General features: G+C 57.0%; 24 protein-coding genes and 1 pseudogene. 12 read left to right on the top strand and 13 right to left on the bottom strand.

Going from position 1 to position 22,801, the window contains the following annotated elements; translation table 11 throughout:
* Nucleotides 1-4: 4 nt before the first annotated feature.
* Nucleotides 5-613: a hypothetical protein gene (locus F2982_RS14970; protein WP_203428289.1), complete on the bottom strand. Its 609-nt coding sequence runs from the start codon at nt 611-613 to the stop codon at nt 5-7.
* A 322-nt stretch (nt 614-935) separates the two neighbouring features.
* On the opposite strand from F2982_RS14970, the gene F2982_RS14975 reads away from it, so the two are divergent.
* Entirely contained in the window at nt 936-2,369 is a 1,434-nt protein-coding gene (locus F2982_RS14975; RefSeq protein WP_203428290.1) for a caspase family protein, read from the top strand.
* Between the two features lie 112 nt (nt 2,370-2,481).
* On the opposite strand, the gene F2982_RS14980 is transcribed toward F2982_RS14975, so the two are convergent.
* From F2982_RS14980 to F2982_RS14990, 3 genes are all read right to left on the bottom strand, one after another.
* Nucleotides 2,482-4,380 carry a P-loop NTPase fold protein gene (locus F2982_RS14980; protein WP_203428291.1) on the bottom strand — a complete coding sequence of 633 codons (1,899 nt, stop codon included), beginning with the start codon at nt 4,378-4,380 and terminating at the stop codon, nt 2,482-2,484.
* A gap of 39 nt (nt 4,381-4,419) precedes the next feature.
* Entirely contained in the window at nt 4,420-5,154 is a 735-nt protein-coding gene (locus F2982_RS14985) for a DUF5677 domain-containing protein (RefSeq protein WP_203428292.1), read from the bottom strand.
* Between the two features lie 62 nt (nt 5,155-5,216).
* The gene (locus tag F2982_RS14990; protein ID WP_203428293.1) at nt 5,217-5,990 is read right to left on the bottom strand and encodes an SOS response-associated peptidase; all 774 of its coding nucleotides are present in this window, start codon (nt 5,988-5,990) and stop codon (nt 5,217-5,219) included.
* A 729-nt stretch (nt 5,991-6,719) separates the two neighbouring features.
* Here F2982_RS14990 and F2982_RS32175 point away from each other — a divergent pair.
* Nucleotides 6,720-6,950: a hypothetical protein gene (locus F2982_RS32175; protein WP_203430080.1), complete on the top strand. Its 231-nt coding sequence runs from the start codon at nt 6,720-6,722 to the stop codon at nt 6,948-6,950.
* Nucleotides 6,951-6,978: 28 nt separating this feature from the next.
* On the opposite strand, the gene F2982_RS15000 is transcribed toward F2982_RS32175, so the two are convergent.
* Nucleotides 6,979-8,079 (bottom strand): DUF4062 domain-containing protein, encoded by a 1,101-nt coding sequence (locus F2982_RS15000; protein WP_203428294.1) that lies wholly within the window; start codon nt 8,077-8,079, stop codon nt 6,979-6,981.
* Between the two features lie 195 nt (nt 8,080-8,274).
* Here F2982_RS15000 and F2982_RS15005 point away from each other — a divergent pair, with 195 nt between their 5' ends.
* Complete coding sequence (locus F2982_RS15005; RefSeq protein WP_203428295.1) at nt 8,275-8,643, top strand: hypothetical protein; 369 nt, start codon at nt 8,275-8,277, stop codon at nt 8,641-8,643.
* A gap of 124 nt (nt 8,644-8,767) precedes the next feature.
* Nucleotides 8,768-9,739, top strand: coding sequence for a CheR family methyltransferase (locus tag F2982_RS15010; protein ID WP_203428296.1), 972 nt, complete (start codon nt 8,768-8,770; stop codon nt 9,737-9,739).
* 41 nt (nt 9,740-9,780) lie between these two features.
* Here the strand turns inward: F2982_RS15010 and F2982_RS15015 are convergent, their stop codons facing one another.
* The 4 genes from F2982_RS15015 to F2982_RS15030 form a co-directional block, all read right to left on the bottom strand.
* Nucleotides 9,781-10,557, bottom strand: a complete 777-nt coding sequence (locus F2982_RS15015; RefSeq protein WP_203428297.1) for a VWA domain-containing protein — start codon at nt 10,555-10,557, stop codon at nt 9,781-9,783.
* On the bottom strand, nt 10,554-11,318 hold the full coding sequence (locus F2982_RS15020) for a hypothetical protein (protein WP_203428298.1): 765 nt from the start codon (nt 11,316-11,318) through the stop codon (nt 10,554-10,556). Before F2982_RS15020 ends, F2982_RS15015 begins: the two co-directional genes overlap by 4 nt.
* 242 nt (nt 11,319-11,560) lie before the next feature.
* A complete protein-coding gene (locus F2982_RS15025; protein ID WP_203428299.1) occupies nt 11,561-12,256 on the bottom strand; it encodes a TerD family protein in 696 nt (231 codons plus the stop codon).
* Nucleotides 12,257-12,271: 15 nt separating this feature from the next.
* Nucleotides 12,272-13,336, bottom strand: a complete 1,065-nt coding sequence (locus tag F2982_RS15030; protein ID WP_246777456.1) for a toxic anion resistance protein — start codon at nt 13,334-13,336, stop codon at nt 12,272-12,274.
* 638 nt (nt 13,337-13,974) lie between these two features.
* Between F2982_RS15030 and motA the strand changes: the two genes are divergently transcribed.
* The 3 genes from motA to F2982_RS15045 all read left to right on the top strand — a co-directional run bounded on the left by motA (nt 13,975) and on the right by F2982_RS15045 (nt 15,917).
* On the top strand, nt 13,975-14,844 hold the full coding sequence (gene motA, locus F2982_RS15035; protein ID WP_203428301.1) for a flagellar motor stator protein MotA: 870 nt from the start codon (nt 13,975-13,977) through the stop codon (nt 14,842-14,844).
* On the top strand, nt 14,841-15,230 hold the full coding sequence (locus F2982_RS15040) for a copper resistance protein CopC (RefSeq protein WP_203428302.1): 390 nt from the start codon (nt 14,841-14,843) through the stop codon (nt 15,228-15,230). The genes motA and F2982_RS15040 overlap by 4 nt, the downstream gene beginning before the upstream one ends.
* 171 nt (nt 15,231-15,401) lie before the next feature.
* Nucleotides 15,402-15,917: a transglutaminase-like cysteine peptidase gene (locus F2982_RS15045; protein ID WP_203428303.1), complete on the top strand. Its 516-nt coding sequence runs from the start codon at nt 15,402-15,404 to the stop codon at nt 15,915-15,917.
* Between the two features lie 7 nt (nt 15,918-15,924).
* Here the strand turns inward: F2982_RS15045 and F2982_RS15050 are convergent, their stop codons facing one another.
* From F2982_RS15050 to F2982_RS15060, 3 genes are read right to left on the bottom strand one after another with little or no spacing between them, the layout of a single operon-like run.
* Nucleotides 15,925-16,971 (bottom strand): murein L,D-transpeptidase family protein, encoded by a 1,047-nt coding sequence (locus F2982_RS15050; protein ID WP_203428304.1) that lies wholly within the window; start codon nt 16,969-16,971, stop codon nt 15,925-15,927.
* 55 nt (nt 16,972-17,026) lie between these two features.
* Nucleotides 17,027-17,854 carry a peptidylprolyl isomerase gene (locus tag F2982_RS15055; RefSeq protein WP_203428305.1) on the bottom strand — a complete coding sequence of 276 codons (828 nt, stop codon included), beginning with the start codon at nt 17,852-17,854 and terminating at the stop codon, nt 17,027-17,029.
* Nucleotides 17,855-17,856: 2 nt separating this feature from the next.
* Nucleotides 17,857-18,546 carry a DsbA family protein gene (locus F2982_RS15060; protein ID WP_348652506.1) on the bottom strand — a complete coding sequence of 230 codons (690 nt, stop codon included), beginning with the start codon at nt 18,544-18,546 and terminating at the stop codon, nt 17,857-17,859.
* A 100-nt stretch (nt 18,547-18,646) separates the two neighbouring features.
* Here F2982_RS15060 and F2982_RS15065 point away from each other — a divergent pair, with 100 nt between their 5' ends.
* From F2982_RS15065 to F2982_RS15075, 3 genes are all read left to right on the top strand, one after another.
* The gene (locus F2982_RS15065) at nt 18,647-18,832 is read left to right on the top strand and encodes a hypothetical protein (protein WP_203428306.1); all 186 of its coding nucleotides are present in this window, start codon (nt 18,647-18,649) and stop codon (nt 18,830-18,832) included.
* Nucleotides 18,833-18,903: 71 nt separating this feature from the next.
* Nucleotides 18,904-19,329, top strand: coding sequence for a helix-turn-helix domain-containing protein (locus F2982_RS15070; RefSeq protein WP_203428307.1), 426 nt, complete (start codon nt 18,904-18,906; stop codon nt 19,327-19,329).
* A complete protein-coding gene (locus tag F2982_RS15075; protein ID WP_203428308.1) occupies nt 19,326-19,958 on the top strand; it encodes an SCO family protein in 633 nt (210 codons plus the stop codon). Before F2982_RS15070 ends, F2982_RS15075 begins: the two co-directional genes overlap by 4 nt.
* 174 nt (nt 19,959-20,132) lie before the next feature.
* On the opposite strand, the gene F2982_RS15080 is transcribed toward F2982_RS15075, so the two are convergent.
* A complete protein-coding gene (locus F2982_RS15080; RefSeq protein ID WP_203430082.1) occupies nt 20,133-20,414 on the bottom strand; it encodes a zf-TFIIB domain-containing protein in 282 nt (93 codons plus the stop codon).
* Nucleotides 20,415-20,568: 154 nt separating this feature from the next.
* On the opposite strand from F2982_RS15080, the gene F2982_RS15085 reads away from it, so the two are divergent.
* Nucleotides 20,569-20,940, top strand: coding sequence for a hypothetical protein (locus F2982_RS15085; RefSeq protein WP_203428309.1), 372 nt, complete (start codon nt 20,569-20,571; stop codon nt 20,938-20,940).
* Between the two features lie 104 nt (nt 20,941-21,044).
* Nucleotides 21,045-22,798, top strand: a pseudogene (locus tag F2982_RS15090) (penicillin-binding protein 2).
* The last annotated feature ends 3 nt before the right edge of the window (nt 22,799-22,801 follow it).

Genomic DNA, 22,801 nt, shown 5'->3' on the forward strand with positions numbered 1-22,801 from the left:
GCCTTCAATGCGATAGAGGGATCTGCCGAGAAGTCATTCCGACGATCTTTGGGGGCGTGGCGTGGTTGTAGATTGTGATGGGATGGTCGGTCAGTATGAATTTTGTCGGCGAGTTCTCGGCCGAAACAATCTCGCGAACCCCGGTGGTCCAAGTCGTGACGTTGAGCATTCGGATGCCCTGCATCTCCTGCATCAATTCGTTTTGTGACAGTTCGGGATACTGTGTTTTCAACCATTGTAACCCTTTAGGAGTGCGCAGTTTCTGGATGTCGAGATACTCGAAGAGGTTTTGAAAATGATCGTGCCAAGCGCTCTGGTCCGTGCGGCAAAATGCCCGAACAGCGTCGGCGCCGCGTGCGTCGATATTCCCGAAAAGACGACGCTCGATTTCATCGTTGACGTCAGTTCCGAAAAACGTCGAGTATAGATCGCGTGTGCAGAATGCTCGCACCGGAGGCGTTTGGAATAGCGATTTTCCGGGAACGAGAGTGCCGTCACCCTTCGCATGCATAGCTGGTTTTAAATCGAGATAGGAGAGCGTGTCTCTTCCCGGCAGGAGGAACCGCGTCTGATGCCACTGCGGCACATAGTGATTGTTTCTGGTGACAGACACTACACTTCTATCCGCACTTGACGCGCTCTAACGCCTTTTATCTTGGAGAAAAGTATGTAGCAGATGGACTTGAGTCTGCGAAATCAATCGAGCGCCTCGCCATCGCGCACCCATCCACGGACATGCCTTAGGCTTGGACACAGCGGTATTTCGATGTCTGGCTCTCCTAGAGCCGTTGATATTGTCCGGCAGAAACGGCCATCAACGATTATGCTGCGCAAACCGGTTATACTTGTCAGAACAACAGAATCATTGTGCAAGTAGATCAATCTTGGGGCGCCGCTAATCGAATGTCGTCCTGATGGAGTTGATGGAGAGCACAATGGCATCGACTGCAATCCTCGTCGGAAACGCTACCTATGCTAGTGAAAACGATCTGCCTTGCGGTCGCAACGACGTGATGGCAATGCGAGAGTTGCTGGCTGCGACAGGTCGCTTCGAGAAAATTATCGATTGTTTCGATTTCGATGCGGACTCTATGCGTGAGGCTGTAAGAGCTGCGCTACCTGCTGAAGAGAAGCAGGATGAGGTATTCTTTTATTTTTCCGGCCATGGTTCGCAGCTAGATGGCAACTTCTACTATTGTGGAACCAAATTCGATTCGCGGCGACCGAACGACACGGGGATGTCGCACGCGGAGCTTCACGGCCTTTTTCGATCGGCTTCGCCGACAACCTTGGTCGTAGTGATCGATGCTTGTTATTCGGGCATGCCTCTAATCAAGAAGGATCTTCCACCTCCCCCGCTCGTAAGCGAGGGTTTCAAAAACGTGTTCCAGTTCGCTTCGTCGATGTATGACCAGCCTTCGATGGGGGGCGAGACGCTCAGCGATTATACCCAGGCTTTCATAGAGGCGAGCATCAAGAAAACAGACGGCGCGGTCTACTATACGGACGTCTCGAACATCCTGCGCGACAGCTTCATCAACAACGACGGTCAAACGCCGTTTTTCGTATATCAGGGAACGGGCCGCGAGACGCTGGTCGACGACGCCAAAAAGTTGGATGAATTTCGAGTTGCGATAGCATCGCGCCTAGGTGCAACTCGTCAGCCAATTGAGGATGTTGGCGCCGAAGACGACATTGCGGTCGATCTGCCCGAGCCGCCCACAGCACTGCAACTACTGTTAGCCGCCGAGGAAAGAATAGGCTCGGCCGACCAAACGAAAAAGCTAATCGCCTCCCTTTTTGATGGTGTTAAGGCGAGAGCAAAATTCGTTGATTTCACCGAGCTTTTTGAAACCGAAGTCACTGAGAAAGCGCATTATGACGAGCCTACGATCGAGGAATTCATGATCCGAGTCCTGTCGCGGGAAAAGCGGCCGGACAGACTGGTTACTGCAGAAGTCAAAATGAAGAAGCGAAAGCCGACGCCTTTGGAAACATTGAGTGCCGGATTCATGGCGGCCTGGAACCAGGACTACATCGAACAGTTTGATCTTAGGCTGAACTGCTCGCTCGAACGTGCGCAGCTTACGTTGAAGCTCACTCCGAGGTTCCGGACGCTTCAGCGCCTCACGCTGGTATTGAGTTGCGCACCTAGCCTTGAGCATTGTTACGTGTTTGAAATGGTGACAACTCACCCGCGAACCGACTGGGACTCGTTTGATACCGAAGGCGAACAGGCTGTGCGGCGGTGGTATAAATTAGGCTGGGACGAGGGGCCGGCATCGCTGGTGGAAAAGGTGGCAGAAGGCTTGCTGGCCGCCGTGAAAAAGCATGTTGAGGAAATGACCAAGCGGCTCGCAAGCGAATAATGTGCTATTGCTTGAGGCGAGGCCGCTGCCGTTCGCTTCCTCAGAAAGCACTTCTACATTTCAAATCTACAGGTGCCGAGTCTCCCCTCTCGCCGTCGCAAAATTGGCTTTGCTATGTCTTCATTTCCTCTGGGGGTAGAAGCATGTCTTCCGGTTCCTTATCCTGATCATAATGCCGGATCAGTTCCTGGATCGACTTGATCGCCATCGCATTGTGCGGATCGGGCCATTTCTCGATCTCGGCGAAAACGGCGGTGCATACATTGCGAGCCCACTCAATCTCCGGAAATAGCGGGCTGTTTCGTCCGACGTAATGGTAGCGGTATGCAAGAAGCTTGATGCCCGCATTGAGCTCGGGAACATCCTTTGCCATGAATGCCACAAGTCTTTCCGGGGGGATCTTTGCGAGCACGGGCTTGGTGGAGAACTCATAATCGTCCTGTCGAATAAAGGCGAACAGGGCGTCGTGGTCACCGGCTTCTGCCCTCGCTAGGATGTCTTCTGTTCGGGACTGCAGATTCTCGTCGGCCGCAGCCTGAGATTTCGAAACGAGGTATTTCAATATCCGCTGAAACTCGTCCGTTTCGCGTGAATAAAAGCCAAGGCTCCCAAAGCTGTCGAAGTTTGTCGAGAAGCGATCAAGCTGACGCTGTTCGAGCCGATCCTCGCCGACAACGTCGTCGATATAACCTTGGAAGAATTCAACGATGTCAACGTTGCCGACTAGGCTGTGGTCGCCGGCGTCCGCTTGCCGGATGACGAGCCCCGCCGCCTGTAGAATTTCCCCGTACCTGGCATACGCCCGTCGAGCAAGTTCTTCCTTTAGATCCTCAATGGCCTGCTCGGTTTCGGCGATGGATCGCTCGTGGCTCTGCCACAGGCGGCGCCACGAGGGTTCCTTGTACTCCTTTCCAAAACCGAACTGCGACTTGATCCAAGCATTCAGTTCTTCGCGATCGAGTACGCCGCTCTGCTCGAATCCTTGGATGAACGCATAGTCGATCGGAGGAGCGTCTATCGGCAGCGATGCGAAAGTGTCCGAGAAGTCTTTCGCCTGCTGCAGTTGAGGGGCCATCGGCTCCTCCTTGTTGCGGCCAATGGATCGGGCGGCCAATGTCATTGAGAGGCCGGGAAGCCTACCCAACGCCTCGGAGCTTAACAGGCCGGCGCGCATCCAGAGGGTGGTCGCGACCACGATGTCTACCGTCTTGGCGACGTGATCGTGATGTTTGGAAATGTCGCCGTCCGCCAGGAGGCAGTCTGCAAAGGCGAACGCATTGTGCATCGCCCAGCTCAGGTTGCGCAGGTTTTTTACCTTAGAAGCCTGTGCGATCTCCAGCAAGGCGTCACGGTGTTCTCCAATTAGCAGTTTGGCTGCGCCACCGGGCTGGCCCTTGATCGAATTCTCGATAACGCTTGCGAGGTCGGCTTCGATCGTTGCTCTTCTACCTACGATCTTTTCGTTCTGGTCCTTCCAAATGCCCGTGTCGATCAGCTTCGTCAGTTTGGTCTCGTCTGTCACAAGTATCACCTTGCGACCGTGCTCAGCGATGAGAGAGTTCACCAGTCCCATGACCTCGCCAAAGGCCTCCTTTTCAACGCGCTCGAGATCGTCGAACACGAAGACGAAGTCGTTCAGCCGCTTGATCGCCTTCTTCCCGATCTTCTCGACCGCGCTTTTCGTTGCATCCTTCACACGCAAGAATTCTCCAATGCCGAGCGCAATCGTGCCTGCAATCGTCCCTGCCACTGCTTCCGCCGGGCAGGCCGTCTTGTAGATCCGCATTTCGACTTCGCTGGCGGATGACACTCCGAACAGGCTGACAAAAAGAAACGGGACATGGTTGCGCTCTTCCGCCTGGATTCTGCGGATCCGGTCGGGCTCATAGATTTTTTGCAGGAAGAAAGTCTTTCCGCTGCCCCAGCTCCCTTCGATCAGTACCGCATGAGGCACCGCAAGCTTGTCTACGTCCAGGTAGGCGTCGAGAACCCGTGTTGCATGCTCGTTCATCAATTCGTTTTCCTCAAAATCTTCTGGATGTCTTCGCCACTATGCCGCAGGTGCCTCGCTCTTAGCGGCCTCGGCCTCCCAGATTTGTCGCATGTCAAGCCACCGGCGATACATGGTGTTCACATCGTTCTCGCATTCCGACTTGAAGTGATGGTGTATGATCGCCGTGCTGCCGAGCAGGATCGTGTTGCAGCCATCGAGCGATGCTGACAGCGCGTTGCTGTCGGTGTCTTCGAAGATCGAGAGGTGTTGCTGGCCGTCTTCACCAGTCCGGAAGTGGCGGTTGATCAGCGCGCGGACATTGTTGTGGCTCTCATTGCAGAGGCTGTTGTAAATCGACCTATACTCGTTCGTCAGTCCGGCGAGCTGGAAGCGGTCGAAGACGCTGAGTGTGGACGGGAGCCTTGCTGCCTCGGCCTTATGGTGGGCCAGGCGCTTCGAGGCCTCCTCGTTGCCACTGAACGAGGCAAGGTAAGGATTGCCGCCTTTCACTCCAGCTTCGGCAAGCTTGATCCACTGCCTATGAAATTCGCCCATCATCATGTCACGGTAGCCAGGATCGGCTGCAAGGTTTTTCAAGTCCACATAGGCTTCGAGAGCAGCTCTCAGAATTACATCGACGCCTGCCGACATGCCTCTCTGCCGTAGCACGATGATACTGTCTATCTGCTCGATGATCGTCGCATACAGAGATAGGAGAAGAAGGTTAGGAGATATCGTCCTACTATATTTGACGTTGGGCAGAATGCGCACGACCTCGTCGCGCACGTCCATCAGAAAATCTAGCATTCCTATCACGCGGGTGTCTCCGGTCTGCCGGAAGGCAGTAACTGTGCTTAGCCAAAAAGATCCGGTTCCTTCATCAGCTCGCCTGTCTTGTCGATGATGGTGGAGCCATACGGTTCGCGAGAGGTGATCCGGATTGCATCGTTCGGCGCCGACCGGGCAAGATGCTGGGCCTCATCCCAATGCGCGCGCATCCAGATGTCGGTCTCTTCTTTGGTCAGCAGCAGGACTGGCATTGCCTTCTCGTGGATCGGAGCGACGACCTCGTTCGGATCAGTGGTGAGAAACCCATAGAGGTCGTCGGTGGTCATGCCGTCCTTGACCTTCCGGACGCTTTTCCAGCCGGGGACATGCACACCTGCGAAAAACATCAGCTCGCTGCTTTCGTTCCTACCGAACCATGCGTTCGGCGTGCCGCCGTGTTCCTTGCTGGATGGGTCCGGCTCGGCGAACGTCGTGACCGGGACGATGCAACGGTGCTCGATGCCGAACCACCTACGCCAATGAGGGAGGTTCAGCTTGCGCACGTTGGTGACACCGCGATCCGGTTCCATGCGGATCAGCTCGTCCATATCGATAGCCTTGCCTTTGGCCGCGAGTTTGGCAGCGCGGGTTTCGGCGGCTTTCTTCTGGACAAACACCGGGGAGGGCAGGCCCCAACGGGCGTGGACGAGCTGTTTCCGGCCATCGGTAGTGTTGCGGACGATGGGGGCGAACTGATCAGGGTTGACCTGATACGCGGGCATCAGATTCACCAGACTTTCGACATCGGACGCCCATTTGGTGATCCAATCGCGATCTTCCATCCTGTAGAGATTGCACATGCACTGCGATCCTCCATTGGGCTCAAAGCTACTGTAGTCCGATAGTCATGCCAACCGCTCGCTGACCTGAGGCCATCATCGCAACATCTTCTGATAGATAAAGAAATTGTCCTTCACATTGTCGCACCGCTTGCACCTTAGGCACCGCGCGATGTCCCCCGTCCATGTCTCGGGCGTGTAAATCTTGCGGAGCGCTTTGATATCGACGTTCCTGAAATGGCCGCACTTGCAGAATCCGGACAGCACATACCACTCAGGGATGTCTTGAAGCTTCATCTCTGGCAAGCGATGAGCTTCCGGAGGGAACTTGAGGAATTCGAGCCGGGAAGGGACCTTGTTGAGCGGCTCATAGGCATTCAGCGGAATTTCGAGACGGCACCTATTGTAGTCGCTTCGGTCGACACGGTCGCATTTAAGTGCCCGGGCGATTGCAACGGGCGCAGAATCGACGCTGACGTCCCCGATGCGGTCGACGATGCTGTTGACCCTAAAAACCTTTCGGATGGAGCAGGACGCGCAGCGCACAGCGACCGAATGGTCTCGGTAGTGAGAGAGCCACCGCATGCTGTTGCGCCAGTAAGCTGTCCGATCTTCCATATCCCTGTTTTGAAACAAAAAGAGAACAAAGGCAAGATTTTCCCAGCTGCGATTGCCAGCGATTGGAAGATCGAATTGGGGAACTGCGCGCCACAGCCGGAGTCATCCATGGCAACACACGGAGAAACGCCGATGCAGTTCCCATCACCTGCCAACGAAAGTCCGACCCAGCGCTTCGAGCAAGCGAAATCGATCGCTAGGGATGCTTTCGATGAGCTGATTGCCTCTGCAAACCAAGCTTGCTGGAGCACCGAGGAAATCACCGTGGCGCTCGTCGAAGCCGCGCACTTCCTGAGGGATGCAAACCATGCAGACCCTGATCCCGCAGATGATCACCCAATGTTGCTAACTAATTCCGGATGATTGGCCTGCCTAGGATAAACGCTGGAGTTCAGAAGGGAATCCTGCTGTCTTCGTCGGCATCAAAAGGGGATATCACTCTCACCGAAACCTCGCCGTCGACGACTTCAAACGAAGATGCTTCGCCAACGATGTGGTGGCGCCGTGCTATGCGCTGAGCGACTTCGGTAAATGGACTTTCGCCTTCATTCGCTGAAGTCATCAGCCCAGCCTCGGTGTAGTATGCGATCAGCCTGTTCAGCGTCCCGCGGGAAACCGAGAACAAACTCGTAGTGTCTACCCACGCCAACTCGGCAGCGATGGCGGATCCGAAAGCCACGCAGGATTTCTCATGGTCGATGTGCCAGTAGTACTCGCCCTGCCAGTCGTTGTTCCGAACTTCAAGGCTCGAGAAGAGCAGGGGAAAGAACGAAATCCAAGACCCTCTGACCTTCGCCGAGCTACCCTCACGCTTCTCGCCTGATCTCGTGGTCATCGACAACGGCGTTAGCGTCAGAGTGGTCATCGCATCAGCCGCGGGGATTCGAGGCAAGGGGATGTCAACTGCGAGGTTCCCCAGAACCTCTTTGAACTTCTCGTTCTCTTTTCTCACTTCGTTCAGCTCTTCGAGAGCGTCGAAGGCCGCGATCGTGTCACCCCGTACCCAACCCGTTCGGGGCTTCGCTCGTTTTGCATGATCGAGAGCTTCGCGGACTGCGAGCTTTAGATCACCAAGGGTTTCCCACGCTTTGCGGATCCGGTCTTGTTGGGCCTCTTCTATGAATTCTTGAAGCTTCTTGCGTCCGAGATCAGTTGTTTCTGATTTCCCGGCAGCAATGTCCTCTGGTTTGCCGTGAATCATTACAAGAACCGGGATATTCCTCTCGACCGCGCACCTGAATTCCTGGTGAGTAAAGCTAAGGCCGGAATTATCGACGGTCCCGTAGCGCCCCCCGATGATGAGGATGTAATAATCGCACTCCTCGATCAGCGGCGTGATGAAATCCATCTGCTTCTGGTCGGTTGCGGGAAACGACTCCATTTGGACAGGGAAGTCTCCCATCGAGATCACCGTATCCTGAACCGCACGACGCTCCGCCTGCAGGTCTGTGAAAGTGCTGCTGATGAAAATTTGATAACGCTTATCGGTCACTGTGTGCCTGCCCAGACGAATCTTCGAGACACGATAGTTGGCGGCATCAAAAAGTCTATCAGGCTGTAAGGAACACTTCCGGTATGCCTCGGTCGATCCAACTACCGCTTGCACCGCCGCGCGCTCTGGAGTCTAAGCCGCTGATACCTCGATTGGCGGAATAGGCATGCAAGCGCTTCCGGACCAGAATTGGGCATGATTTCGCTTCGACGCATGTTTTGCTGGGATCACATTGTCCTCTTTGTCGCCGCGGCACTGGCGATCTCGGGGCTTTCTGTGATTCCCTCAAGCGAGTATCTAAAGGATCCCGGCAACATCGCCAGCCGCATAATGCTCGCGGACACGTCGGCGGCACAACTCACATCGTGCGTCTACGTTTCGAACGAAGAACAGCATAACGATGGAACCATATCTCAGGATCATGCGGCGCCGTGCCAGGCGACCGCCATTCTGAGCTGGCAGATTCAAACCTTCCAGCAGGTGCAGCGGATATTCATCCCCAGCGAACAGACTGAACTCGTTCCTCCGGCAATATCGTCCCCGCACAGACCTCCTATAGCCTGACTCCCAATATGCCTCGTCGTGGATCGGCCTCCGCTCGTTCGGATCGGACGCCGCGTCCTCACATCTCAATAAGGTTCCTCGCCAGTCCGTGAAATCGGCGGCAGCGGGAACGTGGGAGTCGAACATGAATACGTCCAACACACAGAGAATCCTGCCGCGCATCTTGCGTCGCTGCGGTCGACTGACATGGAAGCTTCTTCCAGAACCAGCCCAAAACACAAAGTTGCTACGGCGGGTCGGAAGATGGATCTATCGGCATTTCACATCGAAAACGATGCGCTTCCAGTCCCACTATACGCAGTTCATGCGCAATCCGTCGCTGGTCGGCACCGTGGCCCATCTTGCTGTCGAACGTGCCGCTTCGCGCCCGTTGCGGATGACCTCGATAGGCTGCAGCACCGGAGCCGAACTGTACTCGGTGATCGCAATGGTCCGCTCGGCGGCCCCGGACGCCAGAATTCAAGCTTTCGGAATCGATCTCGCTTCCGATGTGGTCGATGCGGCCAGGAACGGTGTCTACTGGCCTGGCAAAAGTAGCGCCACCAATTCGGTCTTCGAAAGCGGGCGCCCGGAGGTGCTGGTTCATGAGGCGCCTGGTTTGCTGAACATTCTCTATCCGCAGGCCGACGGTTCGTTGCACGTCCGTGCGCATCTGAAGAAGGATGTGGAATGGTTGGTCTCCGACGCGTCGGATCGCAATCTTGTCAAGCGCATCGGCCGTCAGGACGTAGTTCTCGCCAACAACGTCCTCGGGCCGATGGATGACGGGTTGGCGGCACGGTGCCTGCAGAACCTCATGACGCTCGTGCGTCCGGGCGGATATCTCGTCATTGATGGGGTCGAGCAGAATTTGAAATATCGGCTGCTGGCATCCTCGGGATTTACGCCCATCCTCTCAAACGCGAGAGAGATCTGGAATGGCGACCCCTCGAAGAAAGGGTGGCCGTGGGTGCGCTGGGGCCATGAGCCATTCTCGACGGACGAGGGCTGGCACATTCTCAAGGTCACGATCTTCCGAAACGATGCCGATGTGATCGCGGGCAGACATCCAGTCCTGGTGGCGGAGGAGGCAGTAGGCGAGCGTTACCTCGTCTGATTGGGCAGGGCGCCGCCAAAATCGTGGCGGCGCCCGATCCTTCAATGGTGATCGTCTTCGCCTTCATGTTCGTGCTTTAGCCAAGAGCAAAGCTCGGCAGGCAGGAGCTTCTCGTAGGCGTCATCGCCACCCACGAATTCGCCGAGATCCCTTGCGCTGACGAACCCGACATTTGGGAATTCTTCCGCGGCGTCCCTCAGGAAGCGAAAATTGTCATCGCCGATACCCACCATCACGTAATAGATCTGGGACTCTGCATGTTCCGCCTCTGAAAGCAGGCGCCACGCCGCGTCATAATCGTTGTTCAGGCCATCGGTCAGAAAATAGTTGATAGCTGGGGTGCCTGATCTGGTTTCCTCCCCGAAAGTATCCTTTTTCTGCCCGAAGATCATGCCAAGGAGACCGCCGGCATCGTGCTCCTCCAAAAGGCCGTAGGTCATCAAGTTTGATCGGATAACAGGAGCGTAGTCGGTGCCGCCCCAGAGCACGCGCTTCAGTGCACGGTTCTCCATGATTTCGCGCTCGACGTAGCCCTGATAGGTCGTCGCGGTGACAGGTGTCAGAGACGCCATGCGTTCGTCGTTCGAAAAAACCCAGGTGTCGATGCGGCCATCATCATCGAAATAGAGCGCTACCGGCAGTACGCGTTCAAGGGCGGATTGCACCGTTCCCGATTTGAACAGCTCCGACATTGAACCCGACACATCGATGTTGAGACCGACCTGTGCCGGGATGCGTTCGTGAATTCCCTGCTTTTCCAGGACAAAGCCCACCCGACGCACCTCTTCCTCGGGCTTTTGCAATCTGAATGTGGTCATCGGGATTCCTTTCGTGTGATCATGGCGATCAGTTTCAGGTATCGTTTGGAGATGTCACCGAGATCGATCGGTGCCGAAGGGTCATTCGTACGAGCCGCAAATGCTGCGCCGACAGCCGTCTGCCAAGCTGGCAGGTCGCGGGCGACAAGTTCTTCGGCGAAAGATCGCGCGTCGATGAGCGATGCGTGGACGGCCTCAAGCGTGCGCAGCCCGACAACCAGTGAGCTGGATGTGGCCGCCAGGGAGCCGATCCGGGTTTCAAGCGCGTCCCTCTGGGATCCGTAGTGTTGAGATTTGTCGTCGGCAACTGAATCGATGTATGCGATGACGAAGCGTCCTGCCAATATATGCGCATCAACGCTTGCAGCGAGCCTCTTCCAACGCTTCTTCAGCGATGCGGCGGTGTTCTCCATTTCGACGAGAGTTGGAGTGAGCTCGGCGATCGATCGAGCAATCCTTGATATTTCGACCGTCTCCTCTCGATAACGCTCCAACGTCGCGCTCCCGGAGAGGGCGGTGGCAATGCTGGCCAGCAGCTTGGAACGGGTTCGAAAGAGGTCGTCGGGTTTCAAGGCTTCCAGGTGCTGTAGTAGTTCCTGGGATAATCGGTTGGCATCAGCCACGCGGTGGTCGTCGACCAAAGCTAGCTGCCTCTCTGCAATGCTGCCATGCTGCATCTGAAGCTGCGATCCGAAGCCGACAACATCTCCAAATTCGTCATCGTCGAGGTTGATGCCTTCGACAAGGCCCACGGCCGCCATCACCATGTCGCTAGGTGCATTGGCATCGAAATGCTGAAGATCGGACGGGGAGCAGCTGATCCGACGCCGGACAGCTCCACCCCCACGATGCGTGGTCCGTCGCTGGGGACGCGAGGCGGCGCAGCGGATCCAAAAGGCACGAATGGCACTGGGCTGGCCCGCTTGTCGTCGCCCCTTCCGAATGGGATCTTCGGCGACTTCGGTCTTTCCTGACTTTTCTTCGGCGGCGACACGGCTTGGCGTCACGAAAGATAAGCGTTGATCACTTCGCCGAGGCCCGCATTGGACCCGGCGCCGACGGCATGGAACTTCCAGGATCCGTCCTGTTGCTTCAAGAACGAAGCCACCTGGATCGTCGTTTTTCCCGCAAACTCCGAAGTGAGCTGGTAGCGGCAAAGTTCATCATCCATGGCATCGCAGACTTCGATGTAGGCGTTCTTCACCTTGCCAAAGTCCTGGCGCTTGCGTTCAGCATCATGAATCGTGGCCCAAACGGCAAGTTCGGCGACGTCTTCCGGGAGCTTGGCCAGAACGATCTTGAACTCCTCGCGAAAGCCCTCGCCATGATGGTCGTTGGCCTCGTCTTCGTCTTCGTCTTCGTCGCGCAGAGCGGGGCCACCACGTCCTGTGCGGTCGTCGCGCTCGTGCCACATGGCGCCGTCGTTCGTCTGGAAAGAGCCATCGGCGTTCTTGGTCAGGGAACCCTCCGGATTCCCAGGTCCTCTCACAAAAGCGTAGCAGAGTGCGTGCGAACCATCGTTATACAGGCGCGCCCGGCTGGCGTCGCCTCGCGGATGGATGAGAGCGAAGCAGTGGACATCGAGATCGAACGCCGGACCAGAGCCCTCCGGCGGATCCCAGACAAGGCCCGAATGAACGAGCTCCATTTCCTTCTGAATCTGAAAGGACTGTCCCTTTGCGAGATTGAACGTGGCCATGCCTGCTCCGTGAAATTAGCTCGGTCTGTAGGTGGTAAGTAGGCGCGCCTGCTCGAGTTTCGACCGCGCCTCGGCATAGCGCTGCTTGTTCTTCTCTCCTTCGGCGACGACCTTGTCAGCGATGGATCGAAGGCGCTGGGCCGTTTGGAGGACGAGGTCCGCATCGGCCAGTCGGTTTTCGCCAGAGGCCCGCGAGGCGGTCACGGAAACATTCTCGAGAACGTCCATTCCATACTTCTGCAGGGATGCGCGAAGCTCCCGGCGCATATCGTTCATCTGCTGGATCGACTGCATCTGGAAGAGGACGTGCAGACGGATGAGAACAGACTTGATGTCGTTAAACTCAGCGTTTGCAGATGAGACGGTCTCGGCCAAGGTCGCGAGAGCTGCGCCTCGCGCTATGCCGATGGAATCCAGGTCGGAGGGAGCTTTGGCATACGCGTTCTCCAAGACCAAGATGCGGTTTCGAAAGATGTCGAGCTTCTGTGAATGGTCCCGAGCGGCCTGTACTCGAAGTGGGTCGCCGCCGGAGGCCTCCTGCTTGAGGTGATCCAGATCTTTCTCTGCTTGCCCGACAATTTCGCGACCCGCCAGAATGTAGACGCCAAGCGAAACGATGGCTTCCTTGTAGGCGTCCGCAAGCCCGCTCATGCGCGAGACTTCACCCACGAGCTTGGCACTCTCCTCATCGACCTTCGTTTCGAGCGGGCGCACCAATTCGGAAAGCGACTTTGCTTTGCTCTGCAGCATACCCCGCACTTCGTCGGAAACCTTCTTGAGACGTGCGGCTGGGTCGCGAAGGCCGAGTGAAACAAGGATGCGTTCGATAAACCCACCCTTGAGCTTCTCCCGGATGTCAGCTTCCAGGGCTTCGAGATCGGCCCCCTTCACGCCATCGCGGATTGTGCGGAAGAGGTCAAAGAGCACCGGGGACTGTGCATTCGTGATCTGGGACAGGATAGAGTCCAGTTTTATGCCAAAGCCGGAAAGAGCTTCCTGGCCGAAGGTTACGAGTGAACTCGGCTCCATGGTGTCGAGAGACGTCTTGCCTGCGATTTCCTGGGCTTCCGCCTGACGCACTGCGGGAAGCGTGACCGTAACTATCGCGGGCGGGCCTCCAGCCGCGAGTCCCAACGGGTTTGTGGCGGTGGTGGTCGCAAGCTCGCTAGAAATGGCCTTATCCTCCTCCGGGGAACGCCGGGAATGTAGCGGAGGGGTTGCAGGGTCGCAAGGTCCGAACAAGCCACAGTGCATACACACCTGGGGGTCAACTTTGGGAATCCAATGGGCAAGCCGTCAGCCAGATCAATCGCCGCAGCAATCATGTTGCTGCTTGCGATTCTAGTCGGCACCAGCTTCAGCCTGGTGCGCGACGACGCTATGGCGGCTTCTCCGGCGTCCCAAGAGTTTTCGCTTTCTGGCCCATGCAAGGCCGCCCATCGCGGCACTACTGAGAGCGGGACGCGATCCGATCGCGCCGATCACTGCTCGCTCCACAATTATGTCGTCTCTTCATCCTCATCCGAAGATGCGAGGGCGTGCGACGCTATCAGGTTCAATAGCGCATATGCCAGCATGAGCGCCGTTGCTCCCGAAGTGCAAGCACGTCCGCCAAGACCTTTCGCCTGATCCCTTATCATCAAGATCAGAATAATCGCGCCACGGCACCGGGGAACCGGTAGTGCACGACGCCGGCGGCGCCGAGCGAAAGCAAAGCAATGAACATCATCATCGGATTCGTAATCACAGTCGGTTGCATCGTCGGCAGCTTCATGGCCATGGGCGGCCATCTTTCGGCTCTTTTCCAGCCCTTCGAACTCGTAATTATCGGAGGCGCGGGCATCGGCGGCTTCATAATGGCGAACTCGATGAAGGTCGTGAAAGACTCTCTGAAGGCACTTGGAGAGGCCTTTAAGCATTCCGTTCCCAAGGAGCGCCAATATCTCGACGTCCTAGGGGTGCTGTACGCACTGATGCGCGACCTCCGTACGAAGAGCCGCAACGAAATCGAGGCTCATATCGACAACCCATCGGAGTCGTCGATTTTTCAAGCCGCTCCGACCCTCCTGAAGAACAAGTCGCTGACGAATTTCATCTGCGATTACGTGCGGCTGATCATCATCGGAAATGCCCGGTCGCATGAGATCGAAGCGCTGATGGACGAGGAACTCGCAACGATTTTGAGCGACAGGCTGAAACCGTATCACGCACTTACGACGATGGGGGATGCATTCCCGGCGATCGGCATCGTTGCGGCTGTCCTGGGCGTGATCAAGGCGATGGCGGCCATCAATGAACCGCCAGAGGTGCTTGGGCATCTGATCGGCGCCGCCCTTGTCGGGACTTTCCTCGGCATCCTGTTGTCCTATTCGGTCTGCGCTCCGATAAACGCTCAGATCAAGACGGTTCGGACAAAGCAGCATCGCCTTTATGTCGTCGTCAAGCAGACCCTTCTCGCCTACATGAATGGATCAGTCCCCCAGGTCGCGCTCGAATATGGAAGAAAAACGATCTCGGAGCACGAGCGTCCGACGATCGATGCTGTCGAGCAGGAAATGATCGGCGGCCCGGTGGATAAGGCAGCATGATGAATTCGATACGGGTTGCTGCGTTCTTCGCGGCCATCGCCTTAGCTGGCGCTCCCTCCGCCGGATCGCCGCCGGAGCAAAGAGGGGGCGTCGTCTCCATCCCGCGGAATGGCGAAATAGTCGAACGCGGTCCAGCAGAGATCGAGATGAGGTTTTCCACGCGGCTTCGGCTGCGTGGACATCAAATCCGGATCTTCGATGAGAACCGCCGGGTGAGAGCATCTGGCCAGCCTGCCGCGACCAAAGAGTTCACACTTTTGCACATGCCTGTCTTCGGCTACCTGCAGCAGGGGCAATACACAGTCGAATGGTCGGCGACCACAGATGCGAATGACGTCCTCTCCGGCAGCTTCAAATTCGTAGTGCGTTCAACTGTCGGGCGTTAACCATCTATCAACTATATCGGGTCGGTTTCTTGACCTGGGGAGTCGTTTACCGTTTGTTAACCCTGGTGTTGGGGTGGACAGGGGTATCGCGTGCTACGTCATCTTCTTGCATTGACGCTCGTTTTCGGGGCAGGGCAGGCTGTAGCGGGTCCCGGTCATCTTGGGCCTGTGATGGTCACCGGAAAGGCTACTTCGCAGCCTGTCGGACACTATGAGTTCTGCAAGACCAACCAGGATGAATGCCGCGTTCGCTCTGACGATTTAACTCCGGTGAGCCTGACAGCTTCCGCATGGAACGAGCTAGTCGCAGTCAACGCCGACGTGAATGCGCGTGTTGCCCCGAAGACTGATCTGGATCATTACGGCAGGGAAGAAGTCTGGACATACCCTGACAATGAGGGCGACTGCGAGGACTATGCGCTCGAAAAGCGCCGGATGCTCCTCAAGGCAGGCCTGTCCGCGTCAGATCTGCTCATCACAGTTCTCCGCAAGCCCGATGGGCAAGGTCACGCTGTGCTAACGGTACGCACGGACCAAGGGGACTATGTCCTGGACAACCTCAGCCCGGATGTGAAGCTGTGGTCCGACACGGAATACACTTTCCTGAAGCGGCAGTCCGAATTCGACTCCGGTAGATGGGTTAGCATCCAGCCTCACGACGACACCGCAGTCGGCGCCGTTCGCTGAGCGGTTTTCAATCTTTGCCGTCGTATGGATCGGCAAGCGCTGCTTCGGGACGGCTGACCGGATAATCGATGTTCGAGATCTTCGCAGCAAGCTTCTTTGCGCCGTTTTCCTTAAGCAGTGCTCGGAAACTCGGATGCATGCCGCCGTCGACATACGCGTTTGCATGAGTGGCGCCATCCTGCCCCAATAGCGCGGTTAGTGCCGCGTCTTCTGTCGTGACCTTTGCGGCGATCGTCGGATTGATAGTGTCCGTCCGCTCAGGGCAGGCGGCCAGAGGATCCTTGGGAACGCCTCCACTGAATTCAGCATTGACAACGTACTTCCCACCACATGCGGAAATCCGGGGTTCCGTCCGCGTAGCCTCGAAGGCGTCAAACCCTACCTTCATCGAGCGCCAAAACTCGAAATTGGCATCTCCGCGGTGGGCTGCCATGTTCTTGGCGGTCATCTTGAAAGGATAGGCCTGCACCTGAAACGCAGGCTGTCCGCTATCCAACGCAGCTTTCACGATAGCATAAATCTCGCCAACGCCCTGATCTGTCATCGCATAGCAGCCTGACGAAGAACACGCGCCGTGTACCATGAGCGCCGTGCCGCTGTATCCCAGTGCCGCTTCAAGCTTGTTCGGGTAGCCAAGATTGAAAGACAGATAGTACTGAGACTTGGGATTCAGCATTCCCTTCGATACCGAGTAGAATCCTTCAGGCGCTTGTCTGTCGCCATCGTTCTTCTTGGGTCCCAACTTCCCTGACCACCTGCAGATCGGGAACGTCTTCAACAACGCGTACCGCCCCGTCGCATCTTGCTTCCAGACTTCAAGCTCGCTCTCCTCCTTGAAGAGACGAACCAGAACTGGTGCCTGAGGCGTCATACGCTTCTTCCGCATCTCGGCAGCGGTCTTTTGGGATATCTCGGGCACTGCTTCGCCCAGGTCGTCGAGCGCCGTTTGGACACAGCCGCTGAGGGCAAGGCCAAGCGCAAGCATGGCCGCGCTGCGGGCAGCAACGCGACGCAATGATGTTGCTCGCGGCCAGGTCAAATTATGAAACGTCATATCATCCGTCGGTGGAGGTTATTGCAGACGAACTCGGCGAGCCGTTCGATTTAGACTAATCAGTATCCGATTCAGCGGCGGATGGCGAAGGTCTGGCATTCAAAACCTCAATGCTTGCCTTCGCCTTGAGGACCGAGACCGCCTCGACGCCCGCGGCACTCTCGAGTGCGTGCCTGATTTTAGGTGTCGCCTGGTCAAGTGTCGGGACCGGGCGTGAACGACGCGATTCAAGCTTCAGGACGTGATATCCGAACGGGGTTTGCACGGGTGCGGCGATTACGTCGCCTATTCGGGCATTTGCGATCGCGGTGGCAAATTCAACAGGGATCTGGTCTTCAGCGAGAAATCCCAGGTCGCCACCATTCGACTTGGTCACTTCGTCCAATGACTTTTGTGCCTCGGTTTCGAAGGCGCGCTGTCCGTGCTTGACACCATCGATGATATGCATTGCATCCATCCGGGTAGCGACAAGGATGTGTCGAATCCTAACCTCTGGCACAGGCTTCAGCCCCCCGACCTGGCGGTCATAGGCGGTGCGGATGGCATCGTCTGTGACGTTTCGCTCGATAGCCTTTCGAAGATAGAGTGCTCGAAGCGCTCGCTCTTTCAAGAACTGCATCTCGGCCCGGAAAGCTGGATCATCATCTAGCCCTTCGGCGAGCGCGGCTTTCGATACAACCTTCAGCTCGATCAGCGCATCGATGACGCCCTGCTGGTTCGCCTGTGCGTCTTTCTGATCAATGTCGCCAAGGAGACGGGTCGCGACCTCGACGTCGCTCGCCGTAATCGCATCGCCATCTACCCGTGCCAAAGGACTGCCGTCCTCGGCACGCACCGGGACGACAGTCAACAGGGAGATCAGGATGGCTGCTCGTACCTTCATGGTCATTCCGCCGGAAGCAGGGGATCTACAATCTTGGCAAATTCCGCGACCGGAAGTGCGCCAGCATACTTCTTCCCGTTAATGAAGAATGTCGGGGTCGAATCCACACCAAGCGCCTTGCCCTTGTTTGCAACGGCGCTCACCTTGTCCAGGAGAGCTTGATCGGTAAGGCAGGACTCGAATTCCTTCTGCCCCATGCCCGTGATCGCCATCGTCGACTGAAGTGCCTGCCGCCCGTCCTGGGCCGCTGCCCACTTTTCCTGCTGGCGGAACAACAGGTCCACTGCGGGATACCATTTGTCTTCGCCAACGCAGCGAGCGAGCATGAAGGCAGCCGTCGAGCGCGGGTCGAACGGGAACTCGCGAAAGATGAAGCGGACCTTGCCTGTGTCGACGTATTGCTTCTTGATCTCCGGCCACATCTCGGTGTGGAAGTTCCTGCAATGAGGGCAGGTCATCGACAGGTATTCGACCACGGTGACTGGTGCCTTCTCATCGCCGAAAGCCTTTTCGGGCAGCGGGCCGGGGGTCATCAGATCGTCCTCCGCGGCCGCCAGGGCGACATCCAGCGGAACAGAGGCCAGCGTGACCATTGTTGCGACGCCTGCGAGCAGTTCTCTGCGCTTCATTCCGAATTCCTCTTTGATGGCAAATCGGACGAATCCTACGACCTCAAGCAGCTTGAGGTTCAAGACTCTTTTCGCAAAGGGCATGGCCTCGTCAGATCAAACAATCTTGATTTCAACGAAGCCCCGATCTGGGGAAGGCTTGCTGCGAAATGAAGGACTGAAGATGCTCCTCAAAATCATGATGATATTGGTAATCGTGGGTGTGGGCTTTGTCGGCTTGAAGCTCGCGTTCGCCTTAGCCTGCAGCGTCGGAGGACACAGCACGCTTGAGGAAATTTGGAGCGGATGGGCTATTCCAATACTCACGCTTGCTCTTGCGATCGAGACCGCGGTGCTTCTAAGGAAGTGAAGCCCGGTCAGAAGCCCGTCAGCAACAACGGTTCATACATGCTCCAATGACTAGAGTTTTGGAGGCAGGATATGCTCACGATTGGTGACCTTTCGCGCAGGACGGGCGTGAAGATACCGACCATTCGCTATTACGAGGAAATGGGCCTTCTGTCCCATGCCGAGCGCTCGGAAGGAAATCAGCGGCGATACACGAAGCAGGAACGCGAGAGGCTCTCGTTCATCAGGCATGCGCGGGAACTCGGCATGACTATAGAAGCCATCCGCGACCTGCTCGAAATGAGCCGGCATCCAGACATGCCTTGCTCGGAAGTCGACCGGATCGCGCTTGGACAGCTCGCAACCGTCAAGCAGAAGATTGAGCGGTTGCGCAAACTCGAAGTAGAACTCGAGAGAATTGCCAGCCATCGCCACGAGGGCGCGATCCGGGATTGTTACGTGATTCAGGCACTTGCGAACCTGAACCTTCCGGACGATACGGGCGACGACCGCCAATGAGTGACAAGGGCTCGGCGGGACGCGTGCCATTCAAGGTCACCAGGCGGGCAATGGTATTGTCAGCATCGGCAGGACTGGTTGTCGGCTTCGCAACAATCGTTGCCTACACTGGTCTGCAGAAGTTCAACGCAAGAACCGCTGGTGGTCCAGCAGCCCAAGCAAGCTACGATTTTCAGCTGACGAGAGCGGACGGAGGGGCGTTCTCCGGCGGCGAGTTGCGCGGACGTCCGTTCCTGGTATTTCTGGGGTTCACGAGTTGCCCTGAAATTTGCCCGACGACATTGTACGAACTCTCCGCTCGCATGCGCGAGGTGGGGCCGTCGATGGATGCCGTTCTGCCGATTTTCATCAGCGTGGATCCGGATCGTGACAGCGCGGAGATTCTGGCGCGCTACATGACTTCATTCGATCCGCGGATCGTCGCGCTCCGGGGGAGCGTGGCTGAGACCGACAAGGCAGTCGCCGCGTTTGGCGCCTACTATAAGAGGTTCGCAATCGATGACGATTACACCGTCGATCATACGGCGGTGGTGATGCTGTACGATGCGGCGGGGAAGCTTCAGAGCACGCTCGACACGCACGAGACGCCGGATGCGCAACGCAAGAAACTCTCGATGCTGGCTTCTTGATGCGGGCCGTCATGGTAGGCCGATCTCGGTCTTGGAGGGCGGTCGCACTGTCGCGCGACCGGTCCTGTATGGAAAGGCCCGCGGCCGTACTCAGGGCCGCGGGCCTCCTTCGCTCCGTTCCGCTGCCTCGGGGAGCAGGCTTCGTGAGGGAATCACAGAACGTCGCGCGAAGAACTAATCGAAAATTCTTGAGAGGAACGAGCGGTGTCCGTGGCGAGAGCCATGGCCATCATCACGGCGGCCGTGGCCTGAGTTTTCGTATGGGTCCCGGTGGGTTCTCGAAGAGTCTTGAGAAGGTGCCGAGCTTCGCTCGATGATCTTGTCGAGTTCCCCGCGATCTAGCCATACCCCGCGGCAGTTTGGGCAATAGTCGATTTCCACACCCTGCCTATCGGTCATGAGGAGCCCTGTGCCGCATCTCGGGCACGGCATTCTTCTGGCTTGTCCGCCGTCCATTTCGATCTCCATTCGGTATCTCTGCGGGCAATGTAGGACCTCACCCAACTAGAGGGGCAAGGGTTTTTTTGCACGATGATCTGCTCCGCCCAATGGGCCGAAAGGTTGAGAAAAGGACGACCGTTCAGTAGACTCGTCGGACAGGTGAGATTCTATGATCCGAACTATCTTCATCGCTATGGTCATTCTTCTGACGACTTTAGTCAGCGCTAAAGCTTGCTTTTCAAGCGGGGATGCCCCGCAGCAAGCACGATACGAGGCGTCGCTGGAAACCAACGGAGCGGCAGCTGTCGATCTCAGCATCGGGCATGCACACGATAATCACCATTTCGTCGATAAAGCTCTGCAGTCCGCTTTGATGGGCCTCTTATCTGTGATCTACGTGGGTCACTATTCCGGCAGCGTGCTAAGCCTCAGCGGCCAGCGGCTTGCCCCGGCGGACCGTCCGCCAATCTCAGGTCGCGTCAGCATTCTCACGCAATCACCTAACGTGTTTCAGCAAGCCGTGCCTCTCGTCATCGCATGACATAGAGATCGCGGCTGCTCTGAGAGGGCCGCGATGTCATCTGAAGTCCAACACCCGGGATGTTCTTTCCCGGCGAGCCTGTGCAAATCGCCGAGGTGCTCATCATGAGCCTCGTCTCGAAGATCGTGGCGGCCAGGCGCCGAAGCCACTTGAAGCTCGGGAATGGCCGCTCCGGCAACGGCAGGGAGCGAAACCACCAACTTCAGAGGCGGTCACGCGTGCTCCTGGTTATGATCGCGCTGTCGGTTTCCTTCGGCGCAAGTGCCGTGCGGCTGGTTCAGTACGGTGTCCGAGATCCATTGGCGACGTCGGACATCCTGCCACCGGACAAGCTGCTTGCCTCGCGTCCCGATATCCTGGATCGGAACGGCCAGCTTTTGGCGACGGACATTCGGACCGTTTCGCTATTTGCCGAACCCAATCGCATCGTTGATATCGACGAAGCCGTTGAGAAGCTCGGCACGGTGTTTCCAGACCTCGATCGAAAGGCGACCTACACGAAGCTTTCTGCGAAGGCGTCACGCTTTGCTTGGCTTCGCCGGCAGCTCACTCCTCGCCAACAGAGTGACATCCTGGCACTAGGCATCCCCGGCGTCGGCTTCCGACCGGAAAAGAAACGCTTCTATCCCGGCGGCCCCTCGGCTGCTCATGTCTTGGGGTATGTCGATATCGACAATCGCGGCGTCGCGGGCATGGAGCGGTATCTCGACCAGCAGGGACTGTTGGATCTCCGGGCGACGGGGATGACGGCCGACGTGCCTTTGGAGCCCGTTACGCTTTCCATCGACTTGCGTGTTCAGAGCATTGTGCGTGATGTGGTTGCCAACGCGATGGTGGCGTACAAGGCCGAAGCAGCCGGCGCGGTCGTGCTCGACGTGGAGACAGGCGAGATCATCGCCATGGCATCTGTGCCCGATTTTGATCCCAATCAGCCCTCGCGGACGCTTGCTGATGGCAGCATCGACAAGGAATACGAGAAGGGCTGGTTCAATCGCATCAGCAACGCGACCTTTGAGATGGGGTCAACCTTCAAGAGCTTCACGCTGGCCATGGGCCTGGATGAAGGCAAGATAACACTCAATTCGGTGGTCGATGCATCAAGGCCAATCCGCATGGGCGGGTTCACCATCAAAGACTTCAAGGGGAAGAACAGGGCGCTGACGATCCCCGAGGTGTTCCAGTATTCGTCGAACATCGGAACTGCCGCAGTCGCAGACATGGTTGGGATTGATCGGCATCGGGAATTCCTGACGAGGCTCGGATTACTCTCCAAGATGGAAACGGAGATGCCGGGTGTAGCAACTCCCACGCAGCCGCGGACTTGGAAGAAGATCAATTCGGTCACGATCTCCTTCGGTCACGGTGTTGCGACGACGCCGTTGCAGACAGCAGTGGCTGCGGCCGCCCTGATCAACGGCGGCAACCTCGTCCCTCCCACTTTCCTTCCTCGGACCGTGTCCGAGGCGAGAGAGATCTCCAAGGTCGTCATTAAGGATCAGACAAGCGCCGACATGCGATACCTATACTCTTGGAACGGTTTGAAAGGATCGGGACGGAGCGCGCAGGTGGCAGGGTTCAACGTTGGGGGCAAGACCGGGACGGCGGACAAGGTGATCAATGGGCGTTACGCCAGCGATATGAATTTCAACGCGTTTGTAGCGGCGTTCCCGATGGACAAACCCAAATACATCGTCCTGTCCATTATCGATGCGCCCAGAACAGGTGAACATGGGGCAGGACGGCGGCATCGACCGCGGCGCCGATGATCAAGTCGATCATTGGCAGGACAGCGCCGTTGCTCGGTGTCGAGCCTCGGTTCGGCGGCCCCGACCTCGACTACGAACTGGCGGATTACTAGGTC

Origin of the sequence: Rhizobium sp. BG4 (assembly GCF_016864575.1) — a bacterium.
In the GTDB taxonomy this organism is placed as follows: Bacteria; Pseudomonadota; Alphaproteobacteria; order Rhizobiales; family Rhizobiaceae; genus Rhizobium.

Bases quoted from the DNA above. Each gene is read 5' to 3' on its own strand.
- F2982_RS14975 (WP_203428290.1), top strand. From the start codon at position 936: ATGGCATCGACTGCAATCCTCGTCGGAAACGCTACCTATGCTAGTGAA.
- F2982_RS14980 (WP_203428291.1), bottom strand. From the start codon at position 4,380: ATGAACGAGCATGCAACACGGGTTCTCGACGCCTACCTGGACGTAGAC.
- F2982_RS14985 (WP_203428292.1), bottom strand. From the start codon at position 5,154: ATGGACGTGCGCGACGAGGTCGTGCGCATTCTGCCCAACGTCAAATAT.
- F2982_RS14990 (WP_203428293.1), bottom strand. From the start codon at position 5,990: ATGTGCAATCTCTACAGGATGGAAGATCGCGATTGGATCACCAAATGG.
- F2982_RS32175 (WP_203430080.1), top strand. From the start codon at position 6,720: ATGCAGTTCCCATCACCTGCCAACGAAAGTCCGACCCAGCGCTTCGAG.
- F2982_RS15005 (WP_203428295.1), top strand. From the start codon at position 8,275: ATGATTTCGCTTCGACGCATGTTTTGCTGGGATCACATTGTCCTCTTT.
- F2982_RS15010 (WP_203428296.1), top strand. From the start codon at position 8,768: ATGAATACGTCCAACACACAGAGAATCCTGCCGCGCATCTTGCGTCGC.
- F2982_RS15015 (WP_203428297.1), bottom strand. From the start codon at position 10,557: ATGACCACATTCAGATTGCAAAAGCCCGAGGAAGAGGTGCGTCGGGTG.
- F2982_RS15020 (WP_203428298.1), bottom strand. From the start codon at position 11,318: ATGGCGGCCGTGGGCCTTGTCGAAGGCATCAACCTCGACGATGACGAA.
- F2982_RS15025 (WP_203428299.1), bottom strand. From the start codon at position 12,256: ATGGCCACGTTCAATCTCGCAAAGGGACAGTCCTTTCAGATTCAGAAG.
- motA (WP_203428301.1), top strand. From the start codon at position 13,975: ATGAACATCATCATCGGATTCGTAATCACAGTCGGTTGCATCGTCGGC.
- F2982_RS15040 (WP_203428302.1), top strand. From the start codon at position 14,841: ATGATGAATTCGATACGGGTTGCTGCGTTCTTCGCGGCCATCGCCTTA.
- F2982_RS15045 (WP_203428303.1), top strand. From the start codon at position 15,402: ATGGTCACCGGAAAGGCTACTTCGCAGCCTGTCGGACACTATGAGTTC.
- F2982_RS15050 (WP_203428304.1), bottom strand. From the start codon at position 16,971: ATGACGTTTCATAATTTGACCTGGCCGCGAGCAACATCATTGCGTCGC.
- F2982_RS15055 (WP_203428305.1), bottom strand. From the start codon at position 17,854: ATGAAGGTACGAGCAGCCATCCTGATCTCCCTGTTGACTGTCGTCCCG.
- F2982_RS15065 (WP_203428306.1), top strand. From the start codon at position 18,647: ATGCTCCTCAAAATCATGATGATATTGGTAATCGTGGGTGTGGGCTTT.
- F2982_RS15070 (WP_203428307.1), top strand. From the start codon at position 18,904: ATGCTCACGATTGGTGACCTTTCGCGCAGGACGGGCGTGAAGATACCG.
- F2982_RS15075 (WP_203428308.1), top strand. From the start codon at position 19,326: ATGAGTGACAAGGGCTCGGCGGGACGCGTGCCATTCAAGGTCACCAGG.
- F2982_RS15080 (WP_203430082.1), bottom strand. From the start codon at position 20,414: ATGGACGGCGGACAAGCCAGAAGAATGCCGTGCCCGAGATGCGGCACA.
- F2982_RS15085 (WP_203428309.1), top strand. From the start codon at position 20,569: ATGATCCGAACTATCTTCATCGCTATGGTCATTCTTCTGACGACTTTA.